Genomic DNA, 18640 nt, shown 5'->3' on the forward strand with positions numbered 1-18640 from the left:
AGAACTTAAAGTGACGAGTGAAAAAAAAGTAATATCAACGGAAGGAGGTATTTAATCAATGGAATTTTAACTAAAAAAATTATTGCTAATAAATTCCTTAAATTGATCTATGTAAGTGTCGCTAACTACAATAAATCTTTTGTCGCTGTAAATAATTCGGTTGCGTTCTACGGTAACAATATGGTTGAGGTTTACAATGAAGGAACGATGAATACGCATAAAATTTCCCTGTGGTAATACTTCTTCAATATTTTTAAGACGGATTAATGTTTTTACCGGTGCACTATTTATCAAATGAATACAGACGTATTCTTTTTGAGATTCTAGATATTCTATATCGTTAAAATTAATTCGGATGTGTTTTTGCCCAGATTTAATGAACAGGTAATCGCCCGTCTTTTTAATTTCAGTTTTAACTAGCTTATCTTTTTTTATAAAATCTTCAGCTTTGGTAGATGCAGATAAGAAATCATTATATTCAATTGGCTTTAGTAAATAATCTACAGCATTTACTTTATAGCCTTCTATGGCGTAATCGCTATAAGCTGTAGTGAAAATTATTTTAGGCGGATTTTTAAGTGATTTAGCCAATTCCATGCCACTGATATCTGGCATATTAATATCCAAAAACATTAAATCTACAGTATTAGTTTCTAAGTATTCCGTTACTAATGATGCATTCGTGAATTTTGCTGAAAGTTGCAAAAATGGCGTTTGCTCAATGTAAGAAACAATTTGTCTCAATGCCAGAGGTTCATCGTCTACTGCTATACAGGTTGTCATATAGGTATTTTAATAGTTGAATTAAATATATTGTCGTGTTCTGTATGGGTAAATGTATAATTATTTTTGAAAAGTAATTTAAGTCGCTTTTCAGTGTTTTCTATACCTATCCCAGATTGTTCTGTAATTTTTTTCTTTTTATGTAAACTGTTGGATATATTAAATTCAAGCTCGTTTTTATGAATATATAAATTAATATGAACGAATGATTTTTCATCATAGCTTATGCCGTATTTAAAAGCATTTTCGAGAATATTTGTGAAAAGAAATGAAGGAATAGTGATATCGGGTAGTTGTTCTGGTAAGTTGAATTGTATATCGATTTCTTCACTAAACCGCAGTTTCATGAGTTCAATATAGCTATTAATGAAATTTATTTCTTTTGTTAAAGTGGTTGGTGTTGCGTCCGATTCGTATAACAGATGGCGCATTAACACCGAAAGTTTAGCAATAGAACTTTTGGCTTCTTTTGTATCGAAATCAACCAGGGAATGAATATTATTAAGCGTATTCATTAAAAAATGTGGACTAATTTGATTGCGTAAAAAAGCTAATTCGTTTTTAATATTTTCTTTTTCGATCTCTGCTTTTTGCTGCAGTCCCTGTGCCCATTTTACAGAAAGATTCATTCCGGTATCAAAACCAACCAATAAAATGGATAATAATATAAGGTTTATATAAGGTGGAGTTGAAGACATTGGTGCTTCGTAGTTTCCTGTTTTTCTCTCTTTAAATTCTTTATTAGAGTCAGGCAGTTGCAGTAAATTTTGCCCGTGTAATGGTGGTGCTTGTTGCGGGTTTTCCAGTTGTCGTATTGTTATGGAACCAATTACGGTTAGGGCTATTAATAGCGTTACAGAAATTATATATAAGGAAATTCGAGATTTAAATAGAAACTGAGGAATTAAAATAATTCTGTTGATGCAAAATATAATGAGTAGCGGTAAGTAATCGAACCAGACATTAAAAATGATGTTCCAGTTTATTTTATCTACGTTAATCCACTGAAAGAATAGTGGTGCCGTAAATAATAACAACCAAAAGGCTGAAATAAAACTGAACTCAAAAATCTTGGAATTACGTTTGTTTAAGAACTCTAGATTCATAATACTTTTTTAGGTTCTATTAAGATACGGTAAAACTGCAATTTTTATGTTTAGAATTCAAATGTTTTCAATGGAAATGCTGTTTGAGTCAATGGAAATTAGTTGTTGAGGTTGGGACGTTTTATTTAAGAGTAAAGGCGCGTAAATAATCTCTATGGCCGGTGTGCTTTTTGTTTTTTATTTAAATTTTTTCTTCCCACAATTGCCGTAATTTACATCTTTTGATGTAAAAACACCTCAGAATCGAATTATTCGCAAAACAAAAAGGTTCACTCCATTCAAAAAATTTCAAATAAAGTGAACCTTTTGTATAAATAAATTTTTATTTCTTAACTAATCTTCGCATAGCAACCCATTGTTTTAGCATATCACGAGCATCTTGCGCAGGATAACCTAAAACGGTTTGTCCGGCTTTTACATCGTTCATAACGCCAGATCCAGCACCTACGGTTGCTCCCGAATCAATGTTGGTATGGTCTTTAATAGAAGCACTTCCGCCAATAATAACACCATCTCCAAGTGTAACAGAACCTGCAAGACCACTATGTCCAGCCATAATACAAGATCGTCCCATAACACTATTGTGAGCCACCTGTACTAAATTATCAATTTTACAACCGTCGCCAATAATGGTCGAGCTAAATTTAGCGCGATCTACGCAAGAGTTTGCTCCAATTTCAACAAAATGACCAATAATTACATTTCCTATTTGTGGTATTTTAACTAAGCCTCTACCATCGTCACTTGGTCTATATCCAAAACCATCGGCACCAATACTTACATTAGTATGGAAAATACAGTTACTACCAATAATACAACGTTCGCGAATTACGGTACCCGACCAAACAATGGTTTTATCACCTATAATGGTTTCGTCAAAAACACAAACATTAGGGTATAGTATAACTTCGTTACCCAATTCTACATCTTTACCAACGTAGCAATTAGCGCCAATTTTACATCCGTTACCAATTTTTGCAGTTTCGTGTATAACCGCTGTTGGATGAATATCTGTATCAAAAACGGGTGCTGGTTGATTAAAAAGCTCCAATATTTTAGCCATAGCTAAATCGGCATTTTTCACTTTAATAATAGCGCGATTATCTCCTGGTTCAATTTTTAAATTATCATTTACAATAGCAGCACATGCTTTTGAGTCGGCCCAAAACTTTACGTATTTTACACTTCCCACGAAAGTGATATGGTTATTATTTGCGTTTTGTAATTGTTCTGGTCCAGTAATATTTTGAGTAGTTTGGCCAACTAATTCGCCTTTCAATACCTCGTTAATTTCCTCAATTGTATATGATGTCTTCAAATTTTATATAATTAGATTTGTTAGTAATCGTAAATCTAACGGAAAAAAAATAAAATAGTTCTAAAAGAAGAGATGTTTTTTCTGCGATGGACTTTGTATTTCGAATAAAAAGAGATGCTTAGTCTATATGCTTTAAAAGAAGGTAAGTGAAATCTATTATTTCTTTATTCTATTTTCATCGAAGGCAGAGGGTAATAATTTGGGGATAAATTTAATAACCAAAGGTAACAGTATGGCTCCACCTGGTAGTAAGAAAATCGCTAAACTTGGAATAGATTTAAAAATATCTAATAATTGATCGGTTACTTTTTTTTGCTCTTCTTTGGTCAAATCTCTAACGGTAGACTGTGTTAGTAATACCATAAGTTCTTTACTATCCTTGAGTTCTTGGTATAAACGTTTACTATTTCTAGTAATTAATTTAAAGACCATCTTGCTTGAGTTGTCGTAAAAACTGTGTACAATGTTTTTAGAGCTTAGTAGAGCAATATTACCTTTATTGGCTGTGTAAAATGTATTGACATTTTGTATAGATTGTTGAATACGATTAGTGTTCAGTTTTAAATCTTGCCCGAGTTTTACTAAAAACTGGTATTCTTTATCGTCAATAATAGCGTCGCTCCAAGATGCCATACAAGCAATATCTAGAATGTAATAAGCCTCCTTAGTCGTTTTTACCATAGACACAGCTGCATTATAGTCTATAAGTGTTTCATTTTGATAACGTAAAGACGATTCAAACAATTTAATTAAACTTTCATCATATTTGTTTTTAACGGCTTTGGCGTTTAAAACGTCTAAAGAGATAGAGGTAATGGCCGCTTCTAAATTTTTAAAATATTCAATTGAAATAGTTTCGTTTTTTAAATACGCTTGGTAAGCCAAAACATCAATATAAAGTAGAGCGTTAATAACAAAGTAGTTGAAGTTTTTTGTTAAAACATTGGCGTCTATTTGTACGCGTTTATGTATTATTTTTTCGAGTTGATCATTAGAAGTTTTACCGCCTAATAGCCCTTGAAAAAACGAATGTTTAGATTCTTTAATGGTATTGTAAAAACCAACAACACTATCTACAAACTCCACTTTTGAGGTAGATTTTTTGTGGGTGTATAAAAAGGCTAGGCATAAATTGGTTTTACATACCTCTTCTTCCGTAAGGTCTTTATTCTCGAAAGTTTGTTCCACAACTTGCAAATTACTTCCGTAAATAAAGCCAGAATCGCGTAATGCTTCATAAAAAGATTCTGTATCTATATTAAATAGCGCCTCTTTTGTACTAACATCTGTGAGCAATTTATTTATCCAACCTGCAGCCGATGGGTTCATTTAACTATCAATTTTAATATGCAGTAAAGATAAATTTTATCTGCAATAATTAGAAGGTTTTTTGTTTTAACATAATTTTAACAAAACCGCTCTAGTTGTTTCTTCGTAGGTATGGCTGAAATCAATAATTAACAGATTAACAAAAATTTCAAAATCATGAAAAATTTAAAAACAGTATTAGGTATTGGAGTAGTAGCTGCGGCGAGCTTCTTCATTGTTGCAGCAGATCACATTGATGCTCCTGCAGTAAAAGGTGGAACAAGTGATATTACAGACTTTTATGCATTTCAAGCTGAAAACACAAATAACTTGGTGTTTGTAGCAAATGTGCAGGGTTTAATTAGTCCCGATGCAACAGCCGATGCTGCATTTGACGAAAGTGTTTTAGTAGAAGTTAATATTGATACCGATGGTGATAATATTGAAGATTTAGTAATTCAAGCTATTCCGAGAGACGGAAAAATGTACTTTTTTGGACCTGTAGCACCGTCGCAAACAGGACTTAATAGTACCATTGCAACTACAGCAACAAATACAGGTTGGGTAGATATTACTGCTTATGGTGAAGCAGCTATGACAGAAACAAATGCTATGGGAATGACATTTTTTGCAGGACCACGTGACGATCCGTTTTTTATGGATTTTGCACAATACTCTGCGATTATTGCAGGTAATGCAACTAGTTTTAACGATCCAGGAGCCGATACATTTGCTGGCAGTAACGTAATGTCTATAGTTATAGAAGTACCAAAAAGTATGATTGGTGGATCGGGAACTATTAACACTTGGGTAGAATCTAAAAAGAAATAAAAAACTAACTATTAAAATTATAATTATGAAAACTATAAAAAGAATAAGTGTCGTATTTGCATTATCATTTCTAGCATTTAATTGCTCATCGGACGATGATAACAATACAATAGTAGATATGGAACCTGATTTTTCAGGAACTTTTATGCAACAAGATCAAATGGGAAGACCTGCTGTTAATACAGTATTTGTATCAAGTGCGAGTAAAGATGACTTTAATGTAACCATTCCTTCTGAACAAAATGCAGCATTTCAATCCATGTTTCAAACTAATTTAGAAGGGTTGAGTCCTGCTTATGCTAACGCAGGTGATAAAAACGCATTGCAATTAGATGCAGCAACCTTTACTGGTTTGCTTGCAACAGATGTTTTAAATGTGTCTTTAGACGGTACAACAACATTTTACGATGGAACTAATGTTTTAACAGGCCGTGCTTTAGCTGATGATGTTATTACTGTAGAATTATTATTGATTTTTGGTGGTGAAGATTTTACTGAAAACCCACAACTTTCTAATGATAATGTAAGTGCTAATGATAAAGACTTTTTGCCCTCATTTCCTTACCTAGCTTCTCCTTGGTAGAAGCTAATTTAGAGGTTGTTTAATTGTTCTTTTGAGCAACCTCTTATTTTTTTTATCTAAAGAAATTACACCTAAAAATCAAAATTATGAAAATCACAAAAATAATCAATCAATTACTATTTGTAGTTTTGGCCTCTTTTTTTGCCAGCTGCAATAATCAAGATAATCAAGATAATAAAATAACAAATCCAAAAGATTATAATGCCTTTTTAGAAATTAGTAATAATAAAGACTTAGAATTGGCTCAAGCAGATTTAAAATTTTGGAAACAAAAATTACAAAAAACACCCAACCAATTTCCTTATTTGGCAAAAGTTTCAGCATCACAATCTCAAATATTTGGAGTTACAGGAAAAATAGAATCTTTAATTGAAGCAGAAGAAAGTTTATTAAAAGCTAATGAAGCCGTTAATTATACAAATGCTGGGTATTTGCGTGCTTTAGCTAAAAATTATATTTCACAGCATAGATTTAAAGAAGCTTTAAAATTGCTTAAAAAAGCAGAAAATATTGGCGAACATTTAGAGAGTACACAAAAAATGTTGTTTGATGTTAATTTAGAAATTGGTGATTTTGAAACGGCTAAAATGTATTTAGATACCTTTAAAGATTTTTCGGATTTCGATTATTTAATTCGTTTATCAAAATGGTCCGATCATCGTGGTGATTTAGATGGCGCAATAAAATATATGGAGCGTGCAAGAGATAAGGCAGAATATGCCAATATACCATCAACAAAAAAATGGGTTTATACTAATTTGGCCGATTATTATGGGCATGCAGGTAGAATTAATGATTCTTACAACCATTATTTAAAGGCTTTAGAAATTGATTCTCAAGATGCTTATTCTAAAAAAGGAATTGCATGGATTGTATATTCTCATGAAAAAAATCCTGAAGAAGCGCTTCGTATTTTAAATCATGCGATAAAAACGCATGAATCTCCAGACTATTATTTATTACAAGCAGATATTGCTGAGTATTTAGAAGATTCTAATCTAAAAAACCAACAATTGGCTTTGTACAAAAAAGCGGTAAGCAATACACAATATGGAGACATGTATAATAAGTATAATGCGCTTTTATTTGCTGAAGATAACAAGAACAAAACTAAAGCTTTAGAAATAGCATTGACCGAGATTCAAAACCGTCCAACACCACAATCTTACGATTTGCTTGCCTGGTCTTATTTTAACTTAGGTGAGGATAAAAAAGCATTATCTATAATGGAAGATTATGTTGTAGGGAAAACTTCTGAACCTGATGTACTCTACCATTTAGCACGTATTTATAAGGTTAACGGAAAGTTAAATAAAGCACAAGAATTAAAAAAAGAGTTGAATAATAGTATTTTTGAACTTGGTCCTTTAATGGCTAATGAAATAAGTAATATTTAAAATATTTTTTATGAATTATAGAAAATACTTCCTTCTCGTTATAGTATTATTTTTTGTAAATACGGGGTTTGCGCAGCGCATAAAAGGAGTGGTTATTAATGACGATAATCAGCCATTAGAGGCAGCATATATTTATAACATAAATAATGATACCCATGCACATACATCTACAAACGGTGTTTTTGTTTTAGATGATAATAAAATAGGCGATTCTTTAAAAGTAGGCCTATTTGGTTACAAAACTAAAATTATAGTTTTAAGTGAAACGGAACTTACTAACGATATACGTATTGAATTAGAAGATAAAATATTTGAGTTAAAAGAAATGCACTTAACGGAGCAGTTAAATGCGCTCAGTACTATTTCTAGATTAGATTTAAGTATCGACCCTGTAAACTCATCTCAAGAAATTTTGAGAAAAGTGCCTGGTTTAATTATTGGACAGCACGCTGGTGGCGGAAAGGCCGAGCAGCTTTTTTTAAGAGGTTTTGATATCGATCATGGAACCGATGTCGCCATTTCTGTAGATGGTATGCCGGTAAATATGGTATCGCATGCGCACGGTCAAGGATATAGCGATTTACATTTTGTAATAGCTGAAACTGTTAATAAAATAGACTTTGGAAAAGGAAGCTATTATGCCAATAAAGGTGATTTTAATACTGCAGGGTATGTAGATTTTTCGACTAAAGATTATTTAGCTGAGAGTGAAATATCCTTGTCTATAGGGCAATTTAATTCTCTTAGAACTTTAGGTATGTTCGATTTATTAGGCGATTCTAAAAATGAAAATGCTTATGTGGCTATTGAATATTTAGAGAATGATGGGCCTTTTGAGTCTCCGCAAAATTTTAATCGTCTTAATTTATTTGGTAAATACACCCATATTTCGCCGCTAAATAATAAGTTGAGTTTAACGGTTTCTCATTTTACGAGTCGTTGGGATGCTTCTGGACAAATTCCACAACGTGAAGTTGATAATGGAAATATTTCGAGATTTGGCGCTATAGATGATACAGAAGGAGGAAACACGCAGCGTACCAATTTAAATGTGGAATACAGTAAATATATTAATGATAATACTAGATTAAAAACGAATTTATTTTATACGCATTCGGCTTTTGAGTTGTTCTCTAATTTTACATTCTTTTTGGAAGATCCTGTAAATGGCGATCAAATTAAACAAGTTGAAGATCGTGATATATTTGGGCTTAATAGTACATTAATACACGATACGTATTTAGGGGCAACACCTGTAAAGTTAAGTGCCGGGATAGGTTTAAGAAATGATGTGGCAAACGATACCGAGTTGTCTAAAACTTTAAATAGAACAACAACATTAGAGCAAGTAAAGCTTGGTGATATTAACCAAACTAATGCTAATATTTTTGTAAATGCAGAGTTTGAGTTTGGTAAATTAACTTTTGCGCCAGCTTTAAGATTAGAGCATTTTAAATTTTTGTATAACGATAAGTTACAAACGGAGTACACCTCGTTATCAGAAGATAAAACGATTTTACTTCCTAAGTTAAATTTCTTTTATGATGCTAAAGAAAATTTACAACTTTATCTAAAATCGGGTATTGGTTTTCACTCTAATGATACGCGAGTTGTTGTAAGTAATGCAAACGAAAATGTTCTACCTAAAGCTTATAGTTTAGATTTTGGTAATATTTGGAAACCTACACCAAAATTGGTTGTTAATTCAGCTTTGTGGTATTTATTTTTAGAACAAGAGTTTGTTTATGTAGGTGATGCTGGTATTGTTGAACCTAGCGGGGAAACTAGACGTTACGGATTAGATTTAGGACTTAGATATCAATTAAATAATTACTTGTTTTTAGATACCGATGCTACACTAACTAAAGCACGTAGTATCGAAGAAGCTGCTGGTGAAGATTACATACCATTGGCTCCAGATTTTACGTTGGCTGGAGGACTTACGGTAAATAAATATAAAGGGTTTTCTGGAGGTTTACGTTTTAGATATATAGATGATAGACCTGCAAATGAGGATAATAGCATTGTTGCCGAAGGATATTTTGTAAGTGATTTTAACGTTAATTATACTATAAATAAATTAACGTTTGGTATTGCTATAGAGAACCTTTTTGATACGGAATGGAATGAAACACAGTTTGCTACAACGTCACGTTTACAAAATGAAACAGTGGCAGTAGAAGAAATTCACTTCACACCAGGAACACCGTTTTCAGGTAAAGTGTCTGTTAGTTATAAATTTTAAATTGAAAGATATTACGATTGAACCAAGAATTTTGTGATTGATTTTGTTGGTTTTTAGGTGAAAGCACTTGATTGTAGAGATATAGTCAAGTGTTTTTTTTATGGAAAATATTTGGCGGGTTCTAATACTTTAAGAGCCTAAATAAGTTGAGTGATAGCTATAGCAAACTGTTTTAGATTATAATAATGGAGGAGATCTGTGCTTTTTCCTAGCAATAGAACGTAAAAATAAATTACTAAAATTTTTTTAGAATAAATTAATTGGCCAGAACAGCAAACGCATATAGAAACTACATAGTTTGAGTCACGCTTTCGCTAACAGGTTTTTAAGGGTATTGTTTTTATCGAGAATATTAGAAGTGTTCGTGTAATTTTAATAGGATAAACAGGCTTAACTAAAACTATAGCAAGCCGTTTTAGATTAAAAAAATAGAGGATCCCTGTACCTTTTCTTGGTAATAGAAGATACAAATAAACTATTGAAAACGTTTTAAAATGAATTAGCTAGCTGCAACACCTAATGTGTATAGAAATTCCATAGTTGGAGTTTTACTTCCGCCAGCAGGTTCTAAGGTTATACCAAATGCTTCACTTTGGTTGGTATTTGCTATTTCGAAAATTTTGTTAGCATCTGTAGCAAAATCATCAATAGTACCTAAACTTGTAGGTGTAAGTGGGCTAAGTTTTAAAGACCAAACTTGGTATACTTTACCTCTTGGAGGTTCTGGTAAACCTTGAGCATCTAAGAATATGCGTTGTTCTTTTTTATCCCAATATACTTTAGCATAAGCAGTGGCAAAATTACCTTGACCCGCTAAAGGTATTTTGGTAATAGCATCGTCTCTAAGAACAGATACTAAGGTTTGTGCTTCTTCTAAACTGTTTTTAGAATCGGCAATTTGTGTTTCTAATAAAGCTTCTTTTACTTGCGCGACTTCTATATCGGTTTGTAAAGTTTTGTTTTCGCTAATAGTCCATAGTAAGCCTGCTGCCAAAACAATAGATGCAGCCCAACCGGTATAAGTAATCCAATTGTATTTGGTAATAGATATAACTTGAGTATCGCTATTGCCTTTAAAACCTAAAGTTTTTTTGATACTCGTTAATATATAGTTTTTGTTTTTTGGAGCTGTAGCAGCAGTAAGTTTAATTACGGCAGCTTCAATATTTAAAACTTCTTGTAAAATTTCAGGATTTTTTTGCATAAGCGCATAGACCTCTTCATTTTCTTTATCAGAAAGCGAACCAGCGACGTAAAGTTCTAAAATTCCAGATTCTATATATGCGTTAATATCCATTTTTTTAAATAATACTTTGTTGTTTTAAATCATTGGTTTTAATTTAAAACCATGTTTCTCAGCTCTTTTATGCAATTTCTATTTCTTGTTTTGATAGTGCCAATAGGCATATCAAGAGTTTCAGAGGCTTCGGTTTGGGTATAACCTTTAAAGTAGAGAAGTTCTATAACTTCAATACATTTTTTTGCAAGCTTATTTACATAAGCTGCAATACCTATAGCGTCTGTTTTATTATCCAGATTATCACTGGTTTCAAGTATATCTACGAAAAAAGTGGCGTCGAGGTTTTGTTTTGAGTTCTTAAAGTTTTTAGAACGTGTTTTATCTATTGCTGCATTACGTGCAATGTTTAAAATCCATGTAAAAAAACGTCCTTTTTTGCTCGAGTATGTATCCGATTTATGCCAAGCTTTAATAAAAACATCTTGCATAATTTCTTCGGCAATATCGTTGTTTCTAACAATATTGAATATTACGCCATGCATACTTTCGCTGTACATGGCGTATAAACTTTCAAAAGCCTTTTCGTCTTTCTGTTTAAATTTTTCGACTAGAATATCTAAATCCATATATGGTTTTAAAAGTTGAGTGGTGTTAAGGTTGATGTATTAGTTTTCGCGTAAAAAAGTATTAACTTCAATAGCAACATCGTCCCATGTTTTACTAACGCCATCTGGGCCTTTATGTAAATCGAAACATACTTTGTTTAGAGAAGCTAAGGCATCTAAAGCGTCCCATTCTTTTAAATCCATAACACCTGTCATTACCACACGGCGCTCTTCGGTTATTTTAACTTCTAAAGGTAATTCACTTGTAATACCATTCATGACAATCGATGCAGTATAAGCCCCGTTGTCGTGTTTTATAGTACCTTGTAATATACTTGTGTCTAGCATAGCACCAAAAAATGATGTTTTTATTTTAGCATCACGAGTGTTAGTCGCATCATTTGTGAAAAGGCTACTTACTGGAATAGAAAAACTTAAGTTGTTTAAAGCTTCTTCTGGAGTTGCTCCAGTTTTCTCATCAAACCTTAATACTTTAAATTCTCCACCTACAGGTTTCTTTTCTGTAGTTTTATAAGCAGTCCATTTTACTGAAGTTGCTTCTGGCTTTACAACATATTTTACGGCCGTTTCAGTTGCTGTTGTTTCAGTTGCTTTTTCTTTTTTTTCATTTTTGCAAGAGGCTAAACTTACAGCCATTGCTAAGAAAAGGATACTTATTTTTTTCATTTTTTTATGCATTTTTTATTTAGTCGAAAGTTAAGTCATTATTAAGTGACATGCAAGAGTTGGTATGATATATATCATATTTTTAGAAGTGGAATTCTTATAATTTTGAACTATAATTATTAGGTATGAACAAATCATTAATAGATAAGTATAATATTTCTGGACCTCGATACACGAGTTATCCTACGGTTCCGTACTGGAATAACGAGACGTTTTCATTAAATAAATGGAAAGAATCGTTAATGCAATCTTTTAAAGAAAGCAACTCTAAGGAAGGAATTAGTCTTTATATTCATCTTCCTTTTTGTGAAAGTTTATGCACGTTTTGCGGTTGTAATAAGCGTATTACAAAGCAACACAATGTAGAATCACCATATATAAATGCGGTTTTAAAGGAATGGGATTTGTATTTAGAATTGTTTGATGAAAAACCTATAATAAAGGAATTGCATTTAGGCGGTGGCACACCAACTTTTTTTAGTCCGGAGCATTTAAAAATATTAATCAATGGTATTTTAAATAGATCGGTTTTAGCCGATAATTATGAGTTTAGTTTTGAAGGTCACCCAAATAATACAACACGCGAACATTTACAAGCACTTTTTGATGTAGGTTTTAGACGCGTAAGTTACGGTGTGCAGGACTATAATGAAACGGTTCAAAAAGCCATACATCGTATTCAACCATTCGAGAATGTTAAACGCGCTACCGATATGGCTAGAGAAGTTGGATACACCTCTGTAGGGCACGATATTATTTTTGGTTTACCTTTTCAAACTATAGAACACGTAAAATCAACCATATTAAAAACAAAAGCGTTATTACCAGATAGATTAGCCTTTTATAGTTACGCCCACGTGCCATGGATAAAAGGTAATGGTCAACGCGGTTTTAACGATCACGATTTACCCACACCAGAGTTAAAGCGTAAACAATACGAATTAGGTAAGCAGTTATTAGCAGAAGTAGGGTATCACGAAATTGGTATGGATCATTTTGCATTAAAAACCGATAGCCTTTTTAAGTCTATGGAAAATGGTGATTTACACCGTAATTTTATGGGCTACACGGCATCAAAAACGCAAGCCATGATTGGTTTAGGTGTATCGTCGATTAGCGATAGTTGGTATGGTTTTGCACAAAATGTAAAAGGTTTAGAAAGCTATTACAATTTAATCGAAGACAATATTATACCCGTTTATCGCGGACATATTTTAAACGAAGAAGATTTGGTAATCAGGCAACATATTCTTAATTTAATGTGTCGTTTCAAAACGAGTTGGACTAATGATAAACTTCGTTTTCCAGAATTACCAGATGCTTTAATTAGGCTAAAAGAAATGGAAGAAGATGGTTTATTAAAAATTGAAGCAGATAGCATTACGGTTACTGCTAAAGGTCAACCATTTGTAAGGAATATTTGTATGGCTTTCGATTTATTATTACAGCGCAAACAGCCCGATACACAACTGTTTTCAATGACGGTTTAAAAACAAAAGAACAAATTATTTTAAATTATAGTAAGCTGTAATGGCTCTGAGAATTTATATCAACTTAAAACCCAATTAACATGAAAAAGATTATTGTACCCATCGATTTTTCAGAACATTCAGAATATGCTTTAAAAACAGCAGCAAAATTAGCAAAAAAACATGATGCTGAAGTGCTTGCTTTGCATATGCTAGAAATGTCTACAGAAGCACTTTCTGTTTCAGATGAACTTTTAGGACAGAAAGCTGTGTTTTTTATGAAATTAGCAGAACAAAAGTTTAACGATTTCTTAAATAAAAAATATTTAGAAGGTGTAAATGTTACGCCTATTATTAAGCATTTAAAGGTGTTTAGCGAGGTTAACGATGTTGCTAAAGAACATAATGCCGATATTATAATTATGGGCTCTCATGGAGCTAGTGGACTGCAAGAAATGTTTGTAGGCTCTAACACAGAGCGTGTGGTTCGTAACTCAGATATTCCTGTTTTAGTTGTAAAAAATAATGTAGTCGACATCAATTTTGACGTTATAGCTCTGGCTTGCGATTTCTCTGAAGAATCTATAGAATCATACCATAATACCGTAGCAATGTTTCAGGATATTGTATCTAAAATTTATTTGGTACATGTTAATTTACCAAACGAAAAGTTTAATAGTACATCGCAATTAGAAAAAATGGCTGTTAACTTTTTTACAAAAGCTGATAAGCATTTAAGACGTTTAGAAGATGTGGTTTACGTAAGTGATTATACGGTAGACGATGGTATTGTAAATTTTTCTAATAAAAGCGGAGTAGATTTAATAGTAATGCCAACCCACGGCAGAAAAGGTTTATCTCGATTTTTTATGGGAAGTGTAGGAGAAGATGTTGTTAACCATTCACCTTTACCAGTATTAACTTTAAAGATTTAATAGTAGTTTTTTTATTGTAGTGGGGAATAATTTCGTCATTCTGGTTAAACTCAGGGTGGCGAAATTATATTTTACAGCAATACCTAATAAAAAGAATAAGGGGACTTTCTAAAGTGAACAATCCATACTAGACGAAACAGCATCGTAAACTGGAGCAGGCGAGAGGTAAGGAATCCCTAAACCTAAGCCACGAATAATAAAAAGAGCTCCAATAATTATTACAAACACCGGAATGGCTTTCTGAATTTTTTGTCTAGCCGTACCTTTCAAAAATTGAGAAAAGTAAATAGCCGTTGTCATTAAAGGAATAGTGCCTAAGCCAAAACAGGCCATATACAAACTGCCATTTAAGGCGTTTCCGCCAGCAATAGCAGCAAAAACAGCCATGTATACTAGGCCACAAGGTAAAAAACCGTTTAAAAAACCTATAGTTAAAAAGGTGTCCAAGGTTTTTCTCTTCATAGCAGAACCTAAAGAAGATTTTACTTTAGAAATAATACGGTAAATAGGTTTAGAGAAATTGTATTTATTAAATGTTTTCTGCGGTATTAAAACCACTAAAATCATTAAAATACCTATAAAAATAGAAAGTTGTTGTTGAAAACCAAATAAGTATAAACTCTTGCCAATTAACCCGAAAACAAGACCAATAATACTATAGGCCAGCAATCTGCCAAAATGATAAATACCAATTTGTAATACTTTTTTTAAAGCATTATTTCGATCTACCGGAAGCATAAAAGCAATCGGGCCACACATGCCCACACAATGAAAACTACCTAATAGGCCGAGTATAAATGCAGAGAAAAGCATGTTAATAACTTATAGATTCTTTAAATAAATAAGAATTTCCCTTATATTGCCAGTCAATTTTAATGTTCCAACGACCATCTACCAAACGTTTGTCAGGTATGAGCAAAGTAGAATTAGACAGTGAAACAATCGAGGTTTCAAAGTCAAGTTGTTTGTTAGATGGTCTATATAGGAACACTTTTCCTGTTATAGTTTTATAATCAAGTCCTTCTGGGAAATCAATTTTTAGGCCAGCATCTGTACGTGTGTAGCTAATGTTTGCCGATAATTCGTTAGATTTATTAAGTTTATTAATATCGTTTTGATATTGCAATTCTGCACCGTAATAATCCTCCGTTACCAATTCACTTTCATAGCGTTCGTCCACGAACATGGTAATAACAAAGTACATTATAAACGATATAAAACCCACAAATGCTAAAACAACTCCGGTTCCCCAATTAAATTTCATTTCAATACTTTTTTTTTATTTCCGCGAAAGCAAAAATGTATCATTAATAATCTCTTTTTTTAGGGGCATTCCCCTAACGGGTCGGGCTTTTCGTTACAAGTCCTCGCACCTCCTACGTCGGGCTTTGGGCTATTCACTTCAATCCCTAATGCATCATCCGCCAGAACCTTTTCTTCTACCAAGATCAAATACTTTCAACAAGCTGTTTTGTTCTTTTCATGAAGCGTAATTAGGAGTAACTTCAACTGAAAATTTATTTAAAGCTCCGTGGTCCTAAAAAGTTAGCCGTAGTCGTTTCAATTAATTTATCACCAGAGTAAATGCCAATTTTTATTTTATTTCTATCACCACTTAAGGCTGCATTGTTTATTTCAACAAATAAAGTTCCTTTAGATATTTCTTGTCTAGGTACTATAAAGTGATCATTGGTTGCAACTAATTTTAATTCACCTTTGTGCGACATTAATTTAAAGCTAACTGCTTCAATATCTTTAGATGTTTTATTAACCAATTTATAAGTAAACACATTACTAATAATGTTGTTGTCTTTATGTTCATAAAGTTGGCCAGGTAATCTTAAAATAGTAGCTTCCACATCGTTTCTTAGAAAAAGCATACCAGTTAGTAATCCGATCAAAATAGCTAAAACAGCCGTATAGCCCTTCATTCGAGCTGTGAATTTAAACGGTGTTTTCTTTTCTATGTTCTCCTCACTAGCATAACGAATTAACCCTTTTGGAAGGTTAATACTTTCCATAATATTATCGCACTCATCAATACAGGCTGTACAGTTTACACATTCTAATTGCGTACCGTTTCTAATATCAATACCTGTAGGGCAAACGTTTACGCATTGCATACAGTCAATACAATCTCCATGGCCTAAAGCTTCACGATCTTCATTTTTTCTGAATTTTTTTCTGCCATTTTCTGCCTCGCCTCGTTTGTGGTCGTAGGCAACAACAATAGATTTTGTGTCTAAAAGCGCGCCTTGCAATCTCCCATAAGGACATGCTATAATACAAACTTGCTCTCTAAACCAAGCAAAGACAAAGTAGAATACTGCGGTAAAAATAGTTAAAGACACTAATGTGTTTAAGTGTTCTGCAGGGCCGTCGGTGATGTAGGATATTAGTGTATCGCTACCAATTAAATATGCTAAAAATACATTCGCTATAATAAACGATATTAAAATAAAAATTACCGTTTTTAATACTTTTTTTCTAATCTTTTCAGCATTCCAGGGCATTTTTGCTAAACGCATTTGTTTACCTCTATCGCCTTCAATCCAATACTCAATTCGTCTGAAAACCATTTCCATGAAAATGGTTTGCGGACATATCCATCCGCAGAAAATACGCCCAAATGCAACTGTAAATAGCGCTACGAATACAACGCCAATAATCATCGATATTACAAATAGATGAAAATCTTGAGGCCAAAATGGAAATCCAAAAATATTAAATCGCCTCTCAAGAATATTAAACATTAAAAACTGGTTTCCATTAATTTTAATAAATGGAGCGAGTAATAAAAATGCTAGTAATGCGTAGCTTACGTATTTACGATATTTGTAAAACTTACCACTCGGTTTTTTAGGAAAAACCCAAGCACGTTTACCATCTTCGGTAACTGTACCAATAGAGTCTCTAAATGTTTCGTTTTCTGGCGTTTCCACTGTTTTTTGAATTTAACCTGTTAAGGCTATTTGTTTTTTAGATTAATCAGGTTTTTAAACCCCGATTAATCTAAAATTATTGAGTTCAGTATATCTTGTTAATTGGCTTGTGCTGTTTCTTCAATTTCTGCTTCCCAAATATCACCTTGTGGGTCTTTAGGGTTTGCTGGTGTTGTACCTTGTAAGCTTAATACATAACTAGATACTTGTGCCATTTGCGCAGGTTTAAGTTGTGCTTTCCAAGCAATCATTCCTTTTCCAGAACGTCCACCTTCAGATATGGTTTTAAACACGTTTTTAATATCACCACCTAAAATCCAGTATTTATCTGTTAAGTTCGGGCCTATTCCACCACCACCATCTGCCATATGGCAGGCGACACAGTTGGTTTCAAAAATAGTTTGCCCTGCTTTTAGATCTGATGCATCTGTTAATAACGTTACGGTATTAATATCTACTAAATCTTTAGCTGTTTTTTTGTACTCTTCAATTGCAATTCTGGCTTCTGCCAATTCGTTTTCTAATTCATCGAATTGGTTGTCTCCATTAAATACTTGATATCTAAACATGTAAACAACAGCGAATACAATAGATATATAAAAAGCATATACCCACCATGGTGGTAAATTATTATCTAATTCTTTTATACCATCGTAATTATGATCTAGAATTATTTCGCCTTCTTGTTCAATTGGTTTTTGCCCTAACAATTTAGTGTAGGTTTCTTTGATCCAAGTGAATTTATAGCCAAATTCTTTTTCAGCTAAGAAACGTGCTTTAGCTTCTTCATCTAATTTATGAAGCATAACATTTTCCAATGCGCCAATAACACCTTCAATAGCAATTAAAATTAATAGTACTAAAATTAAAAATAATTGAACGGCAGTAAATTCAATAAAAGCAGGCTTTTCGCCAGAATCTACAAAGTATTCTGTTGCTGCGAAAATTATAAAAAAGGCTACGGGAATTCGTATCCAAGATGGAATTAGTTTTCTCATAATATATCTTCGTTTTGAGTTTCTAAAGGCAGGTTGCTAACTTGTTTTAAGTAGTCTTTTTTTGCTGTAATAACCCACCAAAAAAGGAGTACAAAAAAAGTAAAGAATATCACTAACGAAATTATCGGATAAATTTCGATACCGTCAATACTCTCCATGTGGTATTTTACAAATTTCAACATGATTTTATATT

18 protein-coding genes are annotated in these 18640 nt (G+C 32.7%); 6 read left to right on the forward strand and 12 right to left on the reverse strand.

Translation table 11 applies throughout. From position 1 onward, the window contains the following. Positions 1-66: 66 nt before the first annotated feature. From ACJJV4_RS14625 to ACJJV4_RS14640, 4 genes are all read right to left on the reverse strand, one after another. Positions 67-783: a LytR/AlgR family response regulator transcription factor gene (locus ACJJV4_RS14625; protein ID WP_405295741.1), complete on the reverse strand. Its 717-nt coding sequence runs from the start codon at positions 781-783 to the stop codon at positions 67-69. Continuing rightward, positions 780-1889: a sensor histidine kinase gene (locus tag ACJJV4_RS14630; protein WP_405295743.1), complete on the reverse strand. Its 1110-nt coding sequence runs from the start codon at positions 1887-1889 to the stop codon at positions 780-782. The genes ACJJV4_RS14625 and ACJJV4_RS14630 overlap by 4 nt, the downstream gene beginning before the upstream one ends. A gap of 322 nt (positions 1890-2211) precedes the next feature. Next, a complete protein-coding gene (gene lpxD, locus ACJJV4_RS14635) occupies positions 2212-3207 on the reverse strand; it encodes a UDP-3-O-(3-hydroxymyristoyl)glucosamine N-acyltransferase (RefSeq protein ID WP_405295745.1) in 996 nt (331 codons plus the stop codon). Between the two features lie 156 nt (positions 3208-3363). Then, positions 3364-4536 (reverse strand): LETM1-related biofilm-associated protein, encoded by a 1173-nt coding sequence (locus ACJJV4_RS14640; RefSeq protein ID WP_405295747.1) that lies wholly within the window; start codon positions 4534-4536, stop codon positions 3364-3366. A 156-nt stretch (positions 4537-4692) separates the two neighbouring features. On the opposite strand from ACJJV4_RS14640, the gene ACJJV4_RS14645 reads away from it, so the two are divergent. The 4 genes from ACJJV4_RS14645 (at position 4693) to ACJJV4_RS14660 (ending at position 9571) form a co-directional block, all read left to right on the forward strand. After that, the gene (locus ACJJV4_RS14645; RefSeq protein ID WP_405295749.1) at positions 4693-5346 is read left to right on the forward strand and encodes a DUF4331 family protein; all 654 of its coding nucleotides are present in this window, start codon (positions 4693-4695) and stop codon (positions 5344-5346) included. Between the two features lie 25 nt (positions 5347-5371). Beyond that, positions 5372-5929 carry a DUF4331 family protein gene (locus ACJJV4_RS14650; RefSeq protein ID WP_405295751.1) on the forward strand — a complete coding sequence of 186 codons (558 nt, stop codon included), beginning with the start codon at positions 5372-5374 and terminating at the stop codon, positions 5927-5929. Positions 5930-6015: 86 nt separating this feature from the next. Beyond that, positions 6016-7326 (forward strand): tetratricopeptide repeat protein, encoded by a 1311-nt coding sequence (locus tag ACJJV4_RS14655; protein ID WP_405295753.1) that lies wholly within the window; start codon positions 6016-6018, stop codon positions 7324-7326. Between the two features lie 10 nt (positions 7327-7336). Further along, positions 7337-9571, forward strand: a complete 2235-nt coding sequence (locus ACJJV4_RS14660; protein WP_405295755.1) for a TonB-dependent receptor — start codon at positions 7337-7339, stop codon at positions 9569-9571. Positions 9572-10070: 499 nt separating this feature from the next. Here the strand turns inward: ACJJV4_RS14660 and ACJJV4_RS14665 are convergent, their stop codons facing one another. Genes ACJJV4_RS14665 through ACJJV4_RS14675 form a run of 3 tightly spaced genes read right to left on the reverse strand, consistent with a single transcriptional unit; the run spans position 10071 to position 12103 of the window. Beyond that, positions 10071-10868 carry an anti-sigma factor domain-containing protein gene (locus ACJJV4_RS14665; protein WP_405295757.1) on the reverse strand — a complete coding sequence of 266 codons (798 nt, stop codon included), beginning with the start codon at positions 10866-10868 and terminating at the stop codon, positions 10071-10073. A gap of 38 nt (positions 10869-10906) precedes the next feature. After that, complete coding sequence (locus tag ACJJV4_RS14670; protein WP_405295759.1) at positions 10907-11437, reverse strand: RNA polymerase sigma factor; 531 nt, start codon at positions 11435-11437, stop codon at positions 10907-10909. Positions 11438-11476: 39 nt separating this feature from the next. Next, on the reverse strand, positions 11477-12103 hold the full coding sequence (locus tag ACJJV4_RS14675; protein ID WP_405295761.1) for a hypothetical protein: 627 nt from the start codon (positions 12101-12103) through the stop codon (positions 11477-11479). A gap of 125 nt (positions 12104-12228) precedes the next feature. On the opposite strand from ACJJV4_RS14675, the gene hemN reads away from it, so the two are divergent. Then, positions 12229-13593 (forward strand): oxygen-independent coproporphyrinogen III oxidase, encoded by a 1365-nt coding sequence (gene hemN / locus ACJJV4_RS14680; protein ID WP_405295763.1) that lies wholly within the window; start codon positions 12229-12231, stop codon positions 13591-13593. A gap of 80 nt (positions 13594-13673) precedes the next feature. Next, complete coding sequence (locus ACJJV4_RS14685) at positions 13674-14507, forward strand: universal stress protein (RefSeq protein WP_405295765.1); 834 nt, start codon at positions 13674-13676, stop codon at positions 14505-14507. A 108-nt stretch (positions 14508-14615) separates the two neighbouring features. Here ACJJV4_RS14685 and ACJJV4_RS14690 read toward each other — a convergent pair whose 3' ends face one another. The 5 genes from ACJJV4_RS14690 to ACJJV4_RS14710 all read right to left on the reverse strand — a co-directional run bounded on the left by ACJJV4_RS14690 (position 14616) and on the right by ACJJV4_RS14710 (position 18629). Continuing rightward, entirely contained in the window at positions 14616-15320 is a 705-nt protein-coding gene (locus ACJJV4_RS14690; protein ID WP_405295767.1) for a sulfite exporter TauE/SafE family protein, read from the reverse strand. A 1-nt stretch (position 15321) separates the two neighbouring features. Next, positions 15322-15771 (reverse strand): FixH family protein, encoded by a 450-nt coding sequence (locus ACJJV4_RS14695; protein ID WP_405295769.1) that lies wholly within the window; start codon positions 15769-15771, stop codon positions 15322-15324. Positions 15772-16024: 253 nt separating this feature from the next. Beyond that, the gene (gene ccoG / locus ACJJV4_RS14700; RefSeq protein ID WP_405295771.1) at positions 16025-17449 is read right to left on the reverse strand and encodes a cytochrome c oxidase accessory protein CcoG; all 1425 of its coding nucleotides are present in this window, start codon (positions 17447-17449) and stop codon (positions 16025-16027) included. A 98-nt stretch (positions 17450-17547) separates the two neighbouring features. Beyond that, positions 17548-18447 carry a cbb3-type cytochrome c oxidase N-terminal domain-containing protein gene (locus ACJJV4_RS14705; protein WP_405295773.1) on the reverse strand — a complete coding sequence of 300 codons (900 nt, stop codon included), beginning with the start codon at positions 18445-18447 and terminating at the stop codon, positions 17548-17550. Continuing rightward, positions 18444-18629: a CcoQ/FixQ family Cbb3-type cytochrome c oxidase assembly chaperone gene (locus ACJJV4_RS14710; protein WP_405295775.1), complete on the reverse strand. Its 186-nt coding sequence runs from the start codon at positions 18627-18629 to the stop codon at positions 18444-18446. The genes ACJJV4_RS14705 and ACJJV4_RS14710 overlap by 4 nt, the downstream gene beginning before the upstream one ends. Positions 18630-18640 lie beyond the last annotated feature (11 nt).

The organism is Algibacter sp. Ld11, from assembly GCF_045066735.1.
Taxonomy (GTDB): Bacteria; Bacteroidota; Bacteroidia; order Flavobacteriales; family Flavobacteriaceae; genus Algibacter.